Annotated in this window: 16 protein-coding genes; 10 read left to right on the top strand and 6 right to left on the bottom strand. The window is 70.4% G+C overall.

Annotation, left to right across the window (positions count from 1 at the left end; all coding sequences use genetic code 11):
• Positions 1-240: a 30S ribosomal protein S18 gene (rpsR, locus tag ABZ939_RS18775; protein ID WP_361855876.1), complete on the top strand. Its 240-nt coding sequence runs from the start codon at positions 1-3 to the stop codon at positions 238-240.
• Positions 241-396: 156 nt separating this feature from the next.
• The gene (locus tag ABZ939_RS18770; RefSeq protein ID WP_361856175.1) at positions 397-609 is read left to right on the top strand and encodes a DUF397 domain-containing protein; all 213 of its coding nucleotides are present in this window, start codon (positions 397-399) and stop codon (positions 607-609) included.
• A 73-nt stretch (positions 610-682) separates the two neighbouring features.
• On the opposite strand, the gene ABZ939_RS18765 is transcribed toward ABZ939_RS18770, so the two are convergent.
• Positions 683-1,186: an ATP-binding protein gene (locus ABZ939_RS18765; RefSeq protein ID WP_361855874.1), complete on the bottom strand. Its 504-nt coding sequence runs from the start codon at positions 1,184-1,186 to the stop codon at positions 683-685.
• A 289-nt stretch (positions 1,187-1,475) separates the two neighbouring features.
• Here ABZ939_RS18765 and ABZ939_RS18760 point away from each other — a divergent pair, with 289 nt between their 5' ends.
• From ABZ939_RS18760 to ABZ939_RS18730, 7 genes are all read left to right on the top strand, one after another.
• On the top strand, positions 1,476-2,348 hold the full coding sequence (locus tag ABZ939_RS18760) for a helix-turn-helix transcriptional regulator (RefSeq protein ID WP_361855871.1): 873 nt from the start codon (positions 1,476-1,478) through the stop codon (positions 2,346-2,348).
• Between the two features lie 84 nt (positions 2,349-2,432).
• The gene (locus ABZ939_RS18755; RefSeq protein WP_361855868.1) at positions 2,433-3,890 is read left to right on the top strand and encodes an aldehyde dehydrogenase family protein; all 1,458 of its coding nucleotides are present in this window, start codon (positions 2,433-2,435) and stop codon (positions 3,888-3,890) included.
• A 98-nt stretch (positions 3,891-3,988) separates the two neighbouring features.
• The gene (locus ABZ939_RS18750; RefSeq protein WP_361855865.1) at positions 3,989-4,537 is read left to right on the top strand and encodes a DinB family protein; all 549 of its coding nucleotides are present in this window, start codon (positions 3,989-3,991) and stop codon (positions 4,535-4,537) included.
• Positions 4,538-4,585: 48 nt separating this feature from the next.
• Positions 4,586-5,227, top strand: a complete 642-nt coding sequence (locus ABZ939_RS18745) for a PadR family transcriptional regulator (RefSeq protein ID WP_361855864.1) — start codon at positions 4,586-4,588, stop codon at positions 5,225-5,227.
• A gap of 89 nt (positions 5,228-5,316) precedes the next feature.
• Entirely contained in the window at positions 5,317-6,264 is a 948-nt protein-coding gene (locus ABZ939_RS18740; RefSeq protein WP_361855862.1) for an ATP-binding cassette domain-containing protein, read from the top strand.
• Entirely contained in the window at positions 6,261-7,025 is a 765-nt protein-coding gene (locus ABZ939_RS18735) for an ABC transporter permease (protein WP_361855859.1), read from the top strand. Before ABZ939_RS18740 ends, ABZ939_RS18735 begins: the two co-directional genes overlap by 4 nt.
• Before the next feature lie 313 nt (positions 7,026-7,338).
• Entirely contained in the window at positions 7,339-8,385 is a 1,047-nt protein-coding gene (locus ABZ939_RS18730; RefSeq protein WP_361855856.1) for a sialidase family protein, read from the top strand.
• Between the two features lie 13 nt (positions 8,386-8,398).
• Here the strand turns inward: ABZ939_RS18730 and ABZ939_RS18725 are convergent, their stop codons facing one another.
• The 3 genes from ABZ939_RS18725 to ABZ939_RS18715 are packed head-to-tail and all read right to left on the bottom strand — an operon-like array spanning position 8,399 to position 11,555.
• A complete protein-coding gene (locus ABZ939_RS18725; protein ID WP_361855853.1) occupies positions 8,399-9,811 on the bottom strand; it encodes a glutamate decarboxylase in 1,413 nt (470 codons plus the stop codon).
• Positions 9,812-9,833: 22 nt separating this feature from the next.
• A complete protein-coding gene (locus ABZ939_RS18720) occupies positions 9,834-11,126 on the bottom strand; it encodes an ion channel protein (RefSeq protein ID WP_361855851.1) in 1,293 nt (430 codons plus the stop codon).
• Between the two features lie 60 nt (positions 11,127-11,186).
• Positions 11,187-11,555, bottom strand: a complete 369-nt coding sequence (locus ABZ939_RS18715; RefSeq protein ID WP_361855848.1) for a YbjQ family protein — start codon at positions 11,553-11,555, stop codon at positions 11,187-11,189.
• A gap of 158 nt (positions 11,556-11,713) precedes the next feature.
• On the opposite strand from ABZ939_RS18715, the gene ABZ939_RS18710 reads away from it, so the two are divergent.
• Positions 11,714-12,409: a VTT domain-containing protein gene (locus ABZ939_RS18710; protein ID WP_361855845.1), complete on the top strand. Its 696-nt coding sequence runs from the start codon at positions 11,714-11,716 to the stop codon at positions 12,407-12,409.
• 11 nt (positions 12,410-12,420) lie between these two features.
• Here ABZ939_RS18710 and ABZ939_RS18705 read toward each other — a convergent pair whose 3' ends face one another.
• Both ABZ939_RS18705 and ABZ939_RS18700 read right to left on the bottom strand, forming a co-directional pair.
• Positions 12,421-14,067: a threonine/serine exporter family protein gene (locus ABZ939_RS18705; protein ID WP_361856172.1), complete on the bottom strand. Its 1,647-nt coding sequence runs from the start codon at positions 14,065-14,067 to the stop codon at positions 12,421-12,423.
• 128 nt (positions 14,068-14,195) lie between these two features.
• Positions 14,196-14,690: an inorganic diphosphatase gene (locus ABZ939_RS18700; protein WP_019888410.1), complete on the bottom strand. Its 495-nt coding sequence runs from the start codon at positions 14,688-14,690 to the stop codon at positions 14,196-14,198.
• Positions 14,691-14,693 lie beyond the last annotated feature (3 nt).

The following is a 14,693-nucleotide window of genomic DNA, read 5'->3' as shown; positions in this document are numbered from 1 at the left end:
ATGCCCCCCAAGTCCCCCCGCAAGCCCGCCAAGCCGCGCCCGAACCCCCTGGACCGCGACGGCATCACGTACGTCGACTACAAGGACACCGATCTGCTGCGGAAGTTCATCTCCGACCGGGGGAAGATCCGGAGCCGTAGGGTGACGCGGGTGAGCGCGCAGCAGCAGCGGCAGATCTCCCGGGCCGTCAAGAACGCGCGGGAGATGGCACTCTTGCCTTACTCGTCGGTAGCTCGCTGAGTGCGTTGAGTCGCGTAGTCGCTACGCCACCCCGCGTGCACGTGCATCTGCTCATGCATTGGCATATGAACACAGCTATGATCCGAGGAAGTTGACACCTGCACCAAGCATCTCGGGGAGCTACCAGTGCATCATGCGCATCACGCGTACAACGGCATGGCGGCCACGGAGCTTCACGGTGTCGTGTGGCAGAAGAGCCGGCACAGCAACTCCCAGGGGTCCTGCGTGGAGTTCGCCAAACTGCCCGGTGGCAACGTTGCCGTCCGCAACTCGCGCCACCCCGACGGGCCCGCTCTGGTCTACACACCCGCCGAGATCGAGGCGCTGCTGCTCGGGGTCAAGGACGGGGAGTTCGACCACCTGGTGTGACGTACGCGCACGAAGGGCCCCGGCGCGTGTGCGCCGGGGCCCTTCGTGTGTCTGCGTATCCCTTGTGCGCGTCCTACTCCGGCCCGAGCCGGAACAGCGCCCAGACCACCTTGCCCTGGAGCGTCCCGGCCAGCGGGTGCCACCCCCAGCCGTCGCTGAAGGAGTCGACCAGGAACAGCCCCCGCCCGGACTCCGCGGCGAAGTCCTCGTCCCCCTCGCGCGCCTCCGGGCTCCGGTGGCTCGGGTCCCGCACCGCGCACACCAGGCGGCTCGTCCAGCGCATCAGGTGCAGGCGGACCGGGGGAGCGTGCCGGCCGTCCTCCTCCTGCGGGGTGTCCGACGGCAGCGCGTGGCGCAGGGCGTTGGTGACGAGTTCGGAGACGACCAGGGCGACGTCGTCGAAGCGTTCGGTCAGCTCCCACTGCGCGAGGGTCGACTGCGTGAACTTCCGTGCGCCGCGCACCGCTTCGTAGCGGGGTGGCAGGGCGCAGGAGGCGGAGGTGGAGACGGCAGCGGGATCGATCGGCGGAAGCCCCTGCCGTAACGGCTCGAGCATGGTCGATCCATTCGTCCCCATGCGAGGCACTCCCGGGAATCGCGACTGTGGTGCGACAACACGAACGAGTACGCAGCTGCGCGGGGTCCATGGTTCCGAATGCGACCAAGGGATGCAAGGGCAGATGCACGTGCACGCGCCGGACCTGTCCGTCCCCGCGCCGATTCTGTGCATATCTTCTGCCGACCACTTTCGCCTTGATCAGGAAGTCGCCCTGAACTTGCCGCCTTTCCGTAATCGAATGTGTACGCGCTGAAGCGTTTAGTGGCAGAATCCGGGGGCCCGAGACCGCGAAGGAGAGGCTGGAGCCGTGACCGCAGTCGAATCGAGCGGAGCGAGCGGGAGCGTGGTGCGGCGCATCCTGCTGGGTTCGCAGCTGAGGCGGTTGCGCGAATCGCGCGGCATCACCCGCGAGGCGGCCGGCTACTCGATCCGCGCCTCCGAATCCAAGATCAGCCGCATGGAGTTGGGACGGGTGAGCTTCAAGGCAAGGGACGTCGAGGACCTGCTCACGCTTTACGGCGTCAGTGATGAGTCCGAGCGTGGCTCGCTCCTCGGGCTCGCCCGCGAGGCCAACGTGGCCGGCTGGTGGCACAGCTTCGGCGACGTACTGCCCGGCTGGTTCCAGACGTACATCGGCCTGGAGGGCGCCGCCTCCCTCATCCGCGTCTACGAAGTCCAGTTCGTGCACGGCCTGTTGCAGACCGAGGCGTACGCGCACGCCGTCGTCTCCCGCGGCATGCCCGACGCCCCGCGCGCCGAGATCGAGCGCCGCGTCGCGCTGCGCCTGGAGCGGCAGAAGGTCCTCGTCTCCGAGCGTGCCCCGCAGTTCCATGCCGTCCTCGACGAGGCCGCGCTGCGCCGCCCGTACGGCGACCGGTCCGTGATGCAGGGGCAGTTGAGGCATCTCATCGAGATCTCCGAGCACCCCAACGTGACGCTCCAGGTCATGCCCTTCAGCTTCGGCGGGCACGCCGGCGAGAGCGGCGCGTTCGCCATGCTGAGCTTCCCGGAGTCCGACCTCTCCGACGTCGTCTACCTGGAGCAGCTGACCAGCGCCCTCTACCTCGACAAGCGCGAGGAGGTCGCACAGTACGCCCGCGTGATGGAGCGGCTGAGCGAGGACAGTCCCGATCCGGCCGAAAGTCGCGATCTTCTCCGAGGACTCCTTCAACTCTCCTAGGACGTCAGTACGATGACGTGACATCAGGAAACAGATGTCACAGTCGCCACAGTGTCCGCCACCGCGGGTTAAGGGGTCTCGTACATGTCCTACTTCACCGACCTGGCCCACCAGTACATAGACGGCGAGTGGAAGCCCGGCAGCGGCTCGTGGGACATCATCGACTTCAACCCCTACACGGGGGAGAAGCTCGCCTCGATCACCGTCGCCACCGCCGACGAGGTCGACCGCGCCTACCGCGCCGCCGAGCGCGCCCAGCGCGCGTGGGCCGAGACCAACCCGTACACCCGGCGACTCGTCTTCGAGCGCGCCCTGCGGATCGTCGAGGAGCGCGAGCAGGAGATCGGCGACACGATCGTCGCGGAACTCGGCGGCACCCGCCTGAAGGCGGCCTTCGAGCTGCACCTCGCCAAGGAGTTCCTGCGCGAGGCCATCCAGCTGGCGCTGCGCCCCGAGGGCCGGATCCTGCCCTCCCCGGTCGACGGCAAGGAGAACCGCGTCTACCGCCTCCCGGTCGGCGTGGTCGGCGTCATCTCCCCCTTCAACTTCCCCTTCCTGCTGTCGATCAAGTCGGTCGCCCCGGCGCTCGCGCTCGGCAACGCGGTCGTCCTCAAGCCGCACCAGAACACCCCGATCTGCGGCGGCACGCTCGTCGCGAAGGTCCTGGAGGAGGCCGGTCTGCCGGCCGGGCTGCTGAACGTCGTCGTCACCGACATCGCGGAGATCGGCGACGCGCTGCTGACCCACCCCGTGCCGAAGGTCATCTCCTTCACCGGCTCCGACAAGGTCGGCCGCCATGTCGCCACCGTCTGCGCGCAGAACTTCAAGCACGCCGTCCTCGAACTCGGCGGCAACAGCGCGCTGATCGTCCTCGAGGACGCCGACGTCGACTACGCGGTGGACGCGGCCGTCTTCAGCCGCTTCGTGCACCAGGGCCAGGTGTGCATGGCCGCCAACCGGATCCTGGTGGACCGCACCCTGGAGGCGGAGTTCACCGAGAAGTTCGTCGCCAAGGTGAAGACCCTGCGTGTCGGCGACCCGGCCGACCCCGCCACGCACATCGGCCCGCTCATCAATTCCCAGCAGGCGGAGTCCGTCTCGTCCGTCGTCGAGCAGGCGGTGGCGGGGGGTGCGACGGCCCTGCTGCACGGCTCGGCGGACGGCAACGTCGTCTCCCCGTCGGTCCTGACCGGCCTCGCGGCCGACGCGCCCGTGCTGAGCCAGGAGATCTTCGGCCCGGTGGCGCTCATCATCCCCTTCGACGGCGAGGAGGAGGCGGTACGGATCGCCAACGACACGCCGTACGGCCTGAGCGGCGCCGTCCACACCGGTGACATCGAGCGGGGTGTACGGGTCGCCCAGCGCATCCACACCGGCATGATCCACATCAACGACGGCACCGTGGCCGACGAGCCGATCGTGCCGTTCGGCGGCGAGAAGCACTCGGGCATCGGCCGCCTGAACGGCGACGCCATGATCGACGCCTTCACGACCCAGAAGTGGATCTCGATCCAGCACGGCCGGAGCCGGTTCCCGTTTTAGGACCATAACTGTCCGCAAGGCTCCGTAGCGTGGTGGGTGTCGGAAGGAGGACCAACTCCCCGGCATCCACGAGTCGTTACACGGAAGGCGGACATCTCATGGTTGCTCTTGTTCCCGCGGAGGCCCAGGGTGACGAGCGCGGAGCGTTCCTCAACTTCGTCGAGGCCCAGCGGGCCGCGATCCGACGCGCCGCCCTCGGCCTCACCGAGGAGCAGGCGGCGAGCCGCCCCAGCGCCAGCTCGCTGAGCCTGTCCGGTCTGATCAAGCACGTCGCCGAGGTGGAGCTGACCTGGCTCCGGCTGGCCCAGCAGCGCCCGAACGAGAAGCAGCGCTCCCAGGACTCCTGGGGTGACGGCTTCCGGCTGGTCGACGGTGAGACCGTGCCGGAGACCCTGGACTTCTGGGACGGCGTGGCGAAGGAGACCGAGGAGTTCGTCCGGTCCGTGCCGAGCCTGGACGACACCTTCCCGCTGCCCCCGGCCCCCTGGTTCCCGAAGGACGGACGGGTCTCGATGCGCTGGATGCTGCTCCACCTGGTCCAGGAGATGGGGCGGCACGCCGGGCACGCGGACATCGTCAGGGAAACCCTGGACGGCAAGGACTCCTTCACGCTGATCGCGCAGGAGGAGGGCGAGGAGGGCCGCTGAGAGGCAGAACCGCCGTACCCTAGTCAAAATTGACTAGGAGGTGCGAGGGTGTCTGCGATCCGGCTTCTTGTTCTCGGCGCGGTCCGCCAGCACGGGCGGGCCCACGGCTACCAGGTCCGCAACGACCTGGAGTACTGGGGCGCGCACGAGTGGTCGAACGCCAAGCCCGGCTCGATCTACCACGCGCTCAAGCAGATGGCCAAGCAAGGTCTGCTGCACGCGTACGAGATCGCGCCGAGCACGGCGGGCGGCCCGCCGCGGACCGAGTACGAGGTGACGGAGAAGGGTACGGAGGAGTACTTCGCGCTGCTGCGCGAGGCGCTGACCACGTACGACCAGAAGATGGACGTCCTGTCGGCGGGGATCGGGTTCATCGTGGACCTCCCCCGGGCCGAGGTCGTGGGGCTGCTGCGCGAGCGGCTCCGGGCGCTCGACGAGTGGCGGACCGCCGTCACCGAGTACTACACGCCGGAGGGCGGCCCGCAGCAGCTCGGACACATCGGCGAGATCATGCATCTCTGGGTGCACTCGGCGGACGCCGGCAAGGAGTGGACCCTCGGTCTGATCGAGCGGATCGAGGCGGGTGCGTACTCCTTCGCGGGGGAGGGCGGGGAGCCCTTCGTGGGTGTGCTCGCCGAGGGCGAGGAGAACCCGTACGCGACGGGCGCGCCGGACGAATCTCAAGATTAATCAAGTTTGACTAATCGAAGCGGCGGGCATACCTTCCCTCGGTGGTCAAATTTGACTACTGGGCCGAGAGGCTCGACTGGAGGAGACGGATGACTGACGCGATCGTCGTCGAGGGCGCGCGGAAACGGTACGGGGACAAGCAGGCGCTCGACGGGCTGGACCTGGTCGTCGGCGCCGGAACGGTGCACGGGGTGCTCGGCCCCAACGGCGCGGGCAAGACCACGACGGTGCGGATCCTGGCCACACTGCTGCGGCACGACGAGGGCCTGGTGCGGGTCGCGGGCTTCGACGTCCGGACGCAGGCGGCCGACGTGCGGCGCAGGATCGGGCTGCTCGGTCAGCACGCGGCCGTAGACGAGGAGCTGGGCGGCCGGCAGAACCTGGAGATGTTCGGGCGGCTCCACCACCTGGGCGCCCGGCGGGCCGGCGCGCGGGCCGACGAACTCCTGGAGCGGTTCGGGCTCGCGGACACCGGCCGCAAGCCGGTCAAGCAGTACAGCGGCGGGATGCGACGCCGGCTCGACCTCGCGGCCTCGCTGATCACCGAGCCGGACGTGCTGTTCCTCGACGAGCCGACGACCGGACTCGACCCGCGCGGCCGGGGCGAGGTGTGGGAGTCGGTGCGCTCCCTCGTCGGAGGCGGGACGACCGTCCTGCTGACCACGCAGTACCTGGAGGAGGCCGACCAGCTCGCCGACCGGATCTCGGTCGTCGACCGTGGCCGGGTCGTCGCCGACGGCACGGCCGACGAGCTGAAGGCCAAGGTCGGCGGGGACCGGATCGACGTCGTGGTGCGCGACGGGCGGCGGCTGGCCGAGGCGGCGCGGCTGCTGCCGGTCTCCGCGCCCGAGGTCGACGTCGACACGGACCGGCGGCGGGTCAGCGCCCCGGTGACGGACCGGATGGCCGCGCTGGCCGAGACCGTACGGGCTCTGGAGGCGGCCGGGATCGAGGCGGAGGACATCGCCCTGCGACGGCCGACCCTCGACGAGGTCTTCCTGCATCTGACGGAGCGCGAGAAGGAGGTGGCGGCATGAGCGCCGCGTATGTGATGAGCGACTGCTGGACCATGACCCGGCGGGAGCTGGCCCACTGGGCGCGGCAGCCGGTCCAGGTGGTCGTCGGGCTGGTCTTCCCGATCATGATGCTGCTGATGTTCGGCTACCTCGTCGGCGGCGGCCGGGGGATCGACGGCGCGTACGTCGACTTCCTTGTCCCCGGCATGCTCACGCTGACGATGGTCTTCGGCCTCGAAGGCACCATGACCGCCGTCACCCAGGACCTGAACAAGGGAGTGATCGACCGCTTCCGCTCGATGCCGATGGTCGACGGAGCGGTGCTCGTGGGGCGTTCAGTCGCCGACATGCTCCAGTCCGCGGCCGGCCTGCTGCTGATGATCGGCGTGGGGTACGCGATCGGCTGGCGGGCGCACGGCGGCTTCGGTGCCTTCCTCGGGGCCGTCGGGCTGCTGCTCCTGCTGCGCTTCGCGATGCTCTGGATCGGCATCCACCTCGCGCTCGTCGCGGGCCGGGCGGAGCTGGTGCAGGCCGTGCAGATCCTGGTCTGGCCGATCGGCTTCCTCTCGAACGCCTTCGCCTCGCCCGAGTCCATGCCGGGGTGGCTGGGCACGGTCGTCGAATGGAACCCGATGTCGGCGACCGCGACAGCGGTACGGGACCTCTTCGGCAACCCGGGCGGGGAGCCGGGGCACGTGATGGCGGCGGTGGTGTGGCCGCTGCTGCTGCTCGCGGTCTTCTTCCCGCTGGCCGTAAGGAAGTTCAGGAAGCTGAGCGCGTAGTGGGAACCCCGACCGGTCGAGCGGTGTAACTAAGGCAGACGGTTCACCGCGGACCGGGCGAAGGGCAGGGGGACGGGCGATGCGCGGGCTCTACGGAGTGGCCGGCGCCGTCGTGGCGCTGGTGTTGACGGCTTGTACGGGTGTGGGGTCATCGGGGTCTTCGGACTCCCGGCCCCCGGGCTCGGCGGCGGGTCCGGGTTCGACGGCGGGCTCGGCGGCGGGTTCGGGTTCGGGGGCTTCGGGGTCTCCGGGAGGTGCGGGGCGTCCGGGCGCATCGGTCGTCCCGCCGCCGCGGATACCGTCCGCGCCGCAGTTGCCCGGGTGGTCGCACGCCCCTGGATTCGCCTCCGACGGCAGCGGGTTCGCCCTGCTGGCCGACTGCGTGACGGACGAGAAGGTGCCGGAGAACGGGTTCTGCCGGCAGCACGTGGCCGTGCTCGACCGGGGCGCGAAGAGCTGGGTGCTGCGGAAGTCGCCGCTGCCCGAGCTCCGGGGGACGGAGGGGGTCTCCTCGCACCTGGTGGTGGTCGGGCCGGGGCGCGCCCTGATCGAGGAGGGCGGCGCCGAGCCGGAGGCGCGGCGGACCTGGTTCACCCGGGACGGCGGGCGGAACTGGCGCGAGGGCGACCTGAAGACGGTCGGCACGGCCGCGGCGATACCGGCCGGGGCCGTGCTCACCACCGACTGCGCGCAGCCCGCCGGGGCCTTCGTGGACGACTGCGCCCGGGAGCGGCTGGTCGTGATCTCCCCGGAGGACGGACGGCGGCGGGCCCTCGCCAAGGGGCCGCTGCTCGGGGCGCACCCGAGGCCGGCGGAGGTCGCGGAGCCCGACGGCTCGTGGTGGGCCTCGGGGACCGACCCGCTCTCGGGGCGGGCGGCCGTCGCCGTGTCGCGGGACGCGGGCCGCAGCTGGTCGGTGAGCCGGCTGCCGAGCCCGACCGCCGAGCCGGGATGGCACACCGCGGTCGCGGTCGGCCCGGACGCCGTCTACGCGGCGGAGATGGGGGAGTTGAAGGGCGGTGAGCCCGTCAAGAACCCGATGCGGGCGCTGCACCGCTCGCTGGACGGCGGCCGGACCTGGGAGCGGATGTGGACGACGGGGCCGATGGTGGAGCCCCGCACCCTCCTGGGGCTCCCCGTGCCGGGCCCCGGCGGCCGGGTGCTGATCGGCGCCGAGGACCGGGAGTACGTCAGTGTCGACGGGGGCCGCAGCTTCCGCCCCTCGGGCGAGGGCTCCGGCTTCACCCGCCGTACACCCGTCGGGCTGCTCCGCCACGGCACCGCCTGCCTCTACGACATATCCGTCGACGGCGAGCGGTGGGCGGAGTTCGGCCTGGGGTGCGAGGGCGAGACCCCTTGAGCGTCCCTCGCGCTCAGTGGTGGAAGGAGGTGGCGGCCTTCTTGTCGCCGATGGCAGGGCCGGACTGGCTCCGGAGCTCCGGCAGGAGCAGGTTCATGTCCTCGATCAGGAGCCCCGCCAGGTCGGCCGAGAAGCCGTTGCGGCAGACCACGCGCAGCACGGACAGGTCCTCCCGGTTGGCGGGGAAGGTGTACGCCGGTACGAGCCAGCCGCGTTCGCGCAGCCGGCGCGAGACGTCGAAGACGTCGAAACGCGTGACGTCGGAGGCGGTGGTGAACGCGAAGACGGGCAGCTGGTCGCCGCGGGTGAGCAGGCGGAAGTCGCCCATGGCCTCGATCCGTTCGGCGATTCCGCGGGCGACGTCCCGGGTGGTCTGCTGGACCGCCCGGTAGCCCTCCCGGCCGAGCCGCAGGAACGTGTAGTACTGCGCGACGACCTGGGCGCCCGGCCGGGAGAAGTTGAGGGCGAAGGTGGGCATGTCGCCGCCCAGGTAGTTGACCCGGAAGACGAGTTCCTCGGGAAGCTCGGCGGGCGAGCGCCACAGCGCCCAGCCGACGCCCGGATAGACGAGTCCGTACTTGTGACCGGAGGTGTTGATCGAGGAGACCCGGGGCAGCCGGAAGTCCCAGACCAGGTCCTCGTCCACGAACGGGGCGACCATCGCGCCGGAGGCGCCGTCCACATGGACGGGGATGTCGAGTCCGGTCCGTTCCTGGAGGGCGTCGAGGGCGGCGCAGATCTCGGCGACCGGCTCGTAGGAGCCGTCGAAGGTCGAGCCGAGCACGGCGACCACACCGATGGTGTTCTCGTCGCAGAGTTCGGCGGCCGACTGCGGGTCCAGATGGAAGCGGTCGCCCTCCATGGGCACGAGCCGGGGCTCGACCTCCCAGAACGTGCAGAACTTCTCCCAGCAGACCTGGACGTTGATGCCCATCACCAGATTGGGCCGGGCGCCGGCCGGGTAGCGATCGGCGTTCTTCTTGGCCCAGCGACGCTTGAGGGCCATGCCGGCGAGCATGCACGCCTCGCTGGAGCCGGTGGTGGAGCAGCCGACAGCCGTCGAGGGGTCCGGGGCATGCCACAGGTTGGCGAGCATGGCCACGCAGCGGCGCTCCAGTTCGGCGGTGCGCGGGTACTCGTCCTTGTCGATCATGTTCTTGTCACGGCACTCGGCCATCAGGACGCCGGCCTGGGGCTCCATCCAGGTGGTGACGAAGGTGGCGAGGTTGAGCCGGGAGTTGCCGTCGAGCATCAGCTCGTCGTGGACCAGCTGATAGGCGCTCATCGGCGGCAGCGGACCCTCGGGGAGGCGGTGGCGCGGTGGCGCGTCGGTCATCCCGCCGACGGGGTTGGCCTCGCCGTAGAAGGGGTTGAGGGCGAGGCGCCGGTCGGGCTCGGCCTCGTGGGGACCCTTGTGCAGCGGCATGGGAACTCCTTCCAGGGGGTGCTCAGCGCAGAGAGGCGCCGGACGCGTCGAGTTCGAGCTGGGGGCGGCCGGTGACGACCAGCCAGGCGGGCAGGGAGGCCAGACAGAGGACCGCGAGGATCGCGGGCGAGGAGGAGATGACGGCGGCGACGAAGAGGCTCACCCAGCCCTGCCGGGTGGTCGCGAGCAGGACGCCGAGCACGCCGGAGGAGACGGCGACGGCCGGGTGGATCTCGGGGACGAGGGCCTGGGCCAGCAGGCCGAAGGCGGCGCCGATGAACACGGCGGGGAAGACCCGGCCGCCCACGAACCCGCACGAGGCGGCGACGAGCAGGGCGACGAGCTTGACCACGGCCATTCGGGCCAGCTCGCCCGACGACCACCCGCCGATGTTCGAGGTGAGCTCCTTGACCTCCTCCAGGCCCTTGAAGAGCGTCAGATGCCCGCCGAGCGCGCCCAGCAGACCGAGGACCAGGCCGCCGGCCGGCAGCATCAGCATCGGGTGCCGCATCCGCTTGAAGAAGCGGTGGACATGGGGGAAGCCGTAGCAGGCGAGGAGGCCGAAGAGGGCCGCGAGGGTGGCGACGACCATCGCGGCGAGCAGATCGCTCCATCCCGGGTCGGTCACCTGCGGCAGCGACATGTCGAAGGTGTGGTCGGAAAGCACGGAGGCGGTCATCGAACCCGCCCCGGCGGCGACCAGCGGGGCGAAGAGCCGGTCCCACAACGAGCCCCGGCCGCCCGGCTGGTGGACGAGGGCCTCGGAGATGACCAGGGCGGCGGCCACCGGCGTGCCGAAGAGGGCGCCGATGGTGGCGGCCGAGGCGAGCGAGACCCACAGCGCCCCGGGCAGGGCCGGCTGGGCCTTGCGGCCGAGCCAGTAGGCCAGCGCGACATTGGCCGCGATGATCGGGTTCTCCGGGCCGAGGCTGACCCCGCCGGCCAGCGCGAGAACACTCGCGAGGAGCAGCCCTGGGACGACGGCGGGCGCGATCGGGGCGCCCGCGAGATCGGTGGTGGCGGGGTCGGCGCCCGCGTGCCCGGGCACCTTCCAGACGACGAGCCCGACCGCGATTCCGGTCGCGGTGAGCATGACGATCATCCAGAGGGACGAGAAGCCGCCGATGCCCAGGGCGTCCGGAAGGATCTCCCACAGCACGTGCTGGAACTCCTCGGCGACCAGTTCGATCCCGAGGAAGAGCAGGCTCGCCGCCACCCCCACCACGAGGGCGGGCAGGATCTGCGGCAGCAGAACCCGGAGAGGGGTTTCGGGGACGGGGGGCGGGGGCGCGGACGACGGGGTATCAGTGACCACCGGCCCACCATAAGTGTGCAAATGCCGCACAACACCCCGCGATTCGGGCGTGTTCCCCGTTCAACTCCGGGGAGCGATCACCGCCGCCGTGCCGTACGCGCAGACCTCCGTCCCCACGTCCGCCGCCTCCGTCACGTCGAACCGGAACATCAGGACCGCGTTCGCACCCCGCGCCCGCGCCTGCTCGATCAGCCGCTCCATCGCCTGGTTACGGGTCTCCACCAGGGTCTTCGTCAGGCCTTTCAGCTCCCCGCCGATCATCGACTTCAGCCCGGCGCCGATCTGGCTGCCCAGATGCCGCGAGCGCACCGTCAGCCCGAAGACCTCGCCGAGCACCTGCCGGACCTCGTGGCCGGGAACGTCGTTGGTCGTGACCACCAGCACGTCGGGCTGCGGTCCCTGACCGCCTCCGTACTCATCGATGCCCATCAGCATCCACCTCCTGGCCCCAGCCTCGGCCCGCCCGCCCGCCCCCGCACCCCGGAGGGGCCCGGTGGAGGGCCCCGTGGAACCCGGGGCCGTAAGAAAGCGTTGATACTTTGGGGCAGCCGTCCCATGCCCCCACCAACTGCAGGAGCCCGGAACCCGTGAATACGCTTGCCCTCGGACCGAGCTGGCTGGACCCGGATTACTTGATCCAGACCTTCGGCCTGATCGGTGTCCTCGTCATCGTCTTCGCCGAGTCCGGCCTGCTCATCGGGTTCTTCCTGCCCGGCGACTCGCTGCTCTTCACCACCGGCCTGCTGGTCACCACCAACAAGCTGGACCAGCCGCTGTGGCTCGTCTGCACCCTGGTCGTCCTCGCCGCGATCATCGGCGACCAGGTCGGCTACCTCTTCGGCCGCAAGGTCGGCCCGGCCCTCTTCAAGCGCCCCGACTCCAAGCTGTTCAAGCAGGAGAACGTGGAGAAGGCGCACGAGTTCTTCGAGAAGCACGGCCCGAAGTCGCTGATCCTGGCCCGCTTCGTACCGATCGTGCGGACGTTCACGCCGATCATCGCCGGTGTCAGCCGCATGAACTACCGCTCGTTCATCACGTTCAACATCATCGGCGGTGTGCTGTGGGGCGCCGGCGTGACCCTGCTGGGCGCCTCGCTCGGCAAGGTCGACTTCGTGCACCGGCACATCGAGGCGATCCTCATCCTGATCGTGGCGATCTCCGTGATCCCGATCGTGATCGAGTACCTCCGGGCCCGCTCCCAGTCCAAGAAGGCCGCCCGCGCCAAGGGCGACCACGGCGACCACGACACCCCGAACGAGCGCGGCCGCCACGCCAAGCGGTAGCACTCAAGGGATCAGAAGCCCCTCGTACGCTTCGCCGCGCGGCGGGCCGCCGCCGCGCCCGGAGCCTGCATGAAGAGGCGGGCCAGCTCGCCTCCCAGGTTCACCCCGATCGCGATCGCCAGGGCCAGGGCCGCCGCCTTCGCCAGGTTGGCGAAGCCCTGGTCCAGGTTGTTCTGGGCGATCGAGAGCACCCCGAAGTACGTCGCCGAACCGGGCAGCAGCGGCCCGATCGCCGCCGTCACGTACGGCAGGGACGAGGTGTGGTGGTACCGGGCGATCAGCTGCCCGAACAGGCCCACCAGGCCCGCCGCCACCGCCGTCGCCATCACCGCGGAGCCGTCCGCCGTCACCGCGATGGACGCGTAGATCACCCACGCCACACCGCCGTTCAGCGTCGCGAACAACACCGTGTCCCGCGACTGCTGCAACAGGATCGCGAAGGTCGCGCACAGCACCATCGACGCCAGGATCTGCACCACCGGCCGCTCGACCGCGCTGAGCACCCCCTCCGGATTGAGCTGCGCGTCGAACTGCACGGCCACGTACAGCACCGACAGCACGCCCACCACGATCGCCACGAAGAAGTACCCGACCTCCAGGAGCCGGGCCGAGGCCGTGATGTAGAAGCCGGTCAGGCCGTCCTGCACGGCCGCCACCAGTGCCCGCCCCGGGATCAGCGCGAACAGACCACCCGTGATGACCGCCGAGGGCCGCAGATCCGCGTGCAGCAGCGTCAGCAGCACTCCCATCGCGGCCGGCGGCATCGCCGCCACCAGGAACTGGTAGAACTCCGGCAGCCCGCGCCCCGCGCACAGCCACGCCAGCCGGTCCCCGAGCACCGCGCCAAGCGCCGCCACGAAGAAGACCGTCGCGCCGCCACCGAGCAGCACCGAGGCCGCGCCCGCCAGGACACCCGCCGCCGTCGTCAGCACCCATCCGGGGTACGGGTGCCGGTTCCGGCGGATCTCCGCGAGGCGCCGGTACGCCTCCTCCGGCGTGACGTCGTGCTCCTCCGCGTTGATGTCGGCGAGCAGCTGGTAGACCGCGGCCAGCCGGGTGTAGTCCGTGCCCCGGCGCCGTACCGTCCGGTTCGCCGTGATCGGATCGTCCACCAGCGACGGCTGGTACGTGATCGACAGCAGCGTGAACGTCACGGTCGGCTCGCACCGGTCGAGACCGTACGAGCGGCAGATCGCGAACATCGCGGCCTCGACGTCCTCCGCGCCCTCCCCGCCCGCGAGCAGCAGCTCACCGATACGCAGGGTCAGGTCGAGCACACGGCCCACCGCGGGCCCGGCCTCGTCCTCCTTGCGCTGTGCCTCCGGCACCGGCCGTTCGCCGACAGGCAGCCGCAGCATCGTGCGCATCCGGTCCTGCCAGGGCGCGTCCGCCGGCAGCTTTACCAGCGGGATGCCGTGGGCGGGTGTGAAGGCGGGGGGCGACTGCTTCGCCGAGTACGTCGACGGCGGCGCGAAGGCGGAACCTTCCTGCTCGGCCGGCGGCTCGGGCTCCAGACCCTCGGGAAGCGCGAACTCGGAGGTCGGATGCTCCTCCTCCGGCACCACCGGCTGCTCGACGCCCGCCGGCGGAGTGAAGGCGCTGCGCGCCTCGTCCGACTGCGGCTTCCGGTCCTCCGGTCCGTCCGCCTCCGCGACCACTCTCTTCGTCCTCACTCCCATTCACACGTGTCTGCCCAGTATGGGCACGGCCATACGGCCTCACGCGAGACGGGCGGTGCCCCTCCGCAGAGGTGCACCGCCCGTCACGACGTCGAACGTGGGCCCACTCAGTGGGCGCCGCCCTGCGCCTCGAGGCGCTTGTAGGAGGCCTCGATCTCGGCCTCGGCCTCGGCGCGGCCGACCCAGTTGGCGCCCTCGACCGACTTGCCCGGCTCCAGGTCCTTGTAGACCTCGAAGAAGTGCTGGATCTCCAGGCGGTCGAACTCCGACACGTGGTGGATGTCGCGCAGGTGCTCGACGCGCGGGTCCGAGGCGGGGACGCACAGCAGCTTGTCGTCGCCGCCGGCCTCGTCCGTCATGCGGAACATGCCGATGGCGCGGCACTTGATCAGGCAGCCGGGGAAGGTCGGCTCGTCCAGAATGACCAGCGCGTCCAGCGGGTCACCGTCCTCGCCGAGGGTGTTCTCGACGAAGCCGTAGTCGGCCGGGTAGCTGGTCGAGGTGAAGAGGCGGCGGTCCAGGCGGATGCGACCGGTCTCGTGGTCGACCTCGTACTTGTTCCGCGACCCCTTCGGGATCTCGATGGTGACGTCGAACTCCACGGG

It is taken from the genome of Streptomyces sp. NPDC046712 (assembly GCF_040645695.1).
GTDB lineage: Bacteria > Actinomycetota > Actinomycetes > Streptomycetales > Streptomycetaceae > Streptomyces.
Note: the sequence above shows the minus strand (reverse complement) of the source record. Positions and strands in the feature narration are given on the sequence as shown.

Bases quoted from the DNA above. Each gene is read 5' to 3' on its own strand.
- ABZ939_RS18770 (WP_361856175.1), top strand. From the start codon at position 397: ATGGCGGCCACGGAGCTTCACGGTGTCGTGTGGCAGAAGAGCCGGCAC.
- ABZ939_RS18740 (WP_361855862.1), top strand. From the start codon at position 5,317: ATGACTGACGCGATCGTCGTCGAGGGCGCGCGGAAACGGTACGGGGAC.
- ABZ939_RS18765 (WP_361855874.1), bottom strand. From the start codon at position 1,186: ATGGGGACGAATGGATCGACCATGCTCGAGCCGTTACGGCAGGGGCTT.
- ABZ939_RS18735 (WP_361855859.1), top strand. From the start codon at position 6,261: ATGAGCGCCGCGTATGTGATGAGCGACTGCTGGACCATGACCCGGCGG.
- ABZ939_RS18725 (WP_361855853.1), bottom strand. From the start codon at position 9,811: ATGCCGCTGCACAAGGGTCCCCACGAGGCCGAGCCCGACCGGCGCCTC.
- ABZ939_RS18750 (WP_361855865.1), top strand. From the start codon at position 3,989: ATGGTTGCTCTTGTTCCCGCGGAGGCCCAGGGTGACGAGCGCGGAGCG.
- rpsR (WP_361855876.1), top strand. From the start codon at position 1: ATGCCCCCCAAGTCCCCCCGCAAGCCCGCCAAGCCGCGCCCGAACCCC.
- ABZ939_RS18715 (WP_361855848.1), bottom strand. From the start codon at position 11,555: ATGGGCATCGATGAGTACGGAGGCGGTCAGGGACCGCAGCCCGACGTG.
- ABZ939_RS18755 (WP_361855868.1), top strand. From the start codon at position 2,433: ATGTCCTACTTCACCGACCTGGCCCACCAGTACATAGACGGCGAGTGG.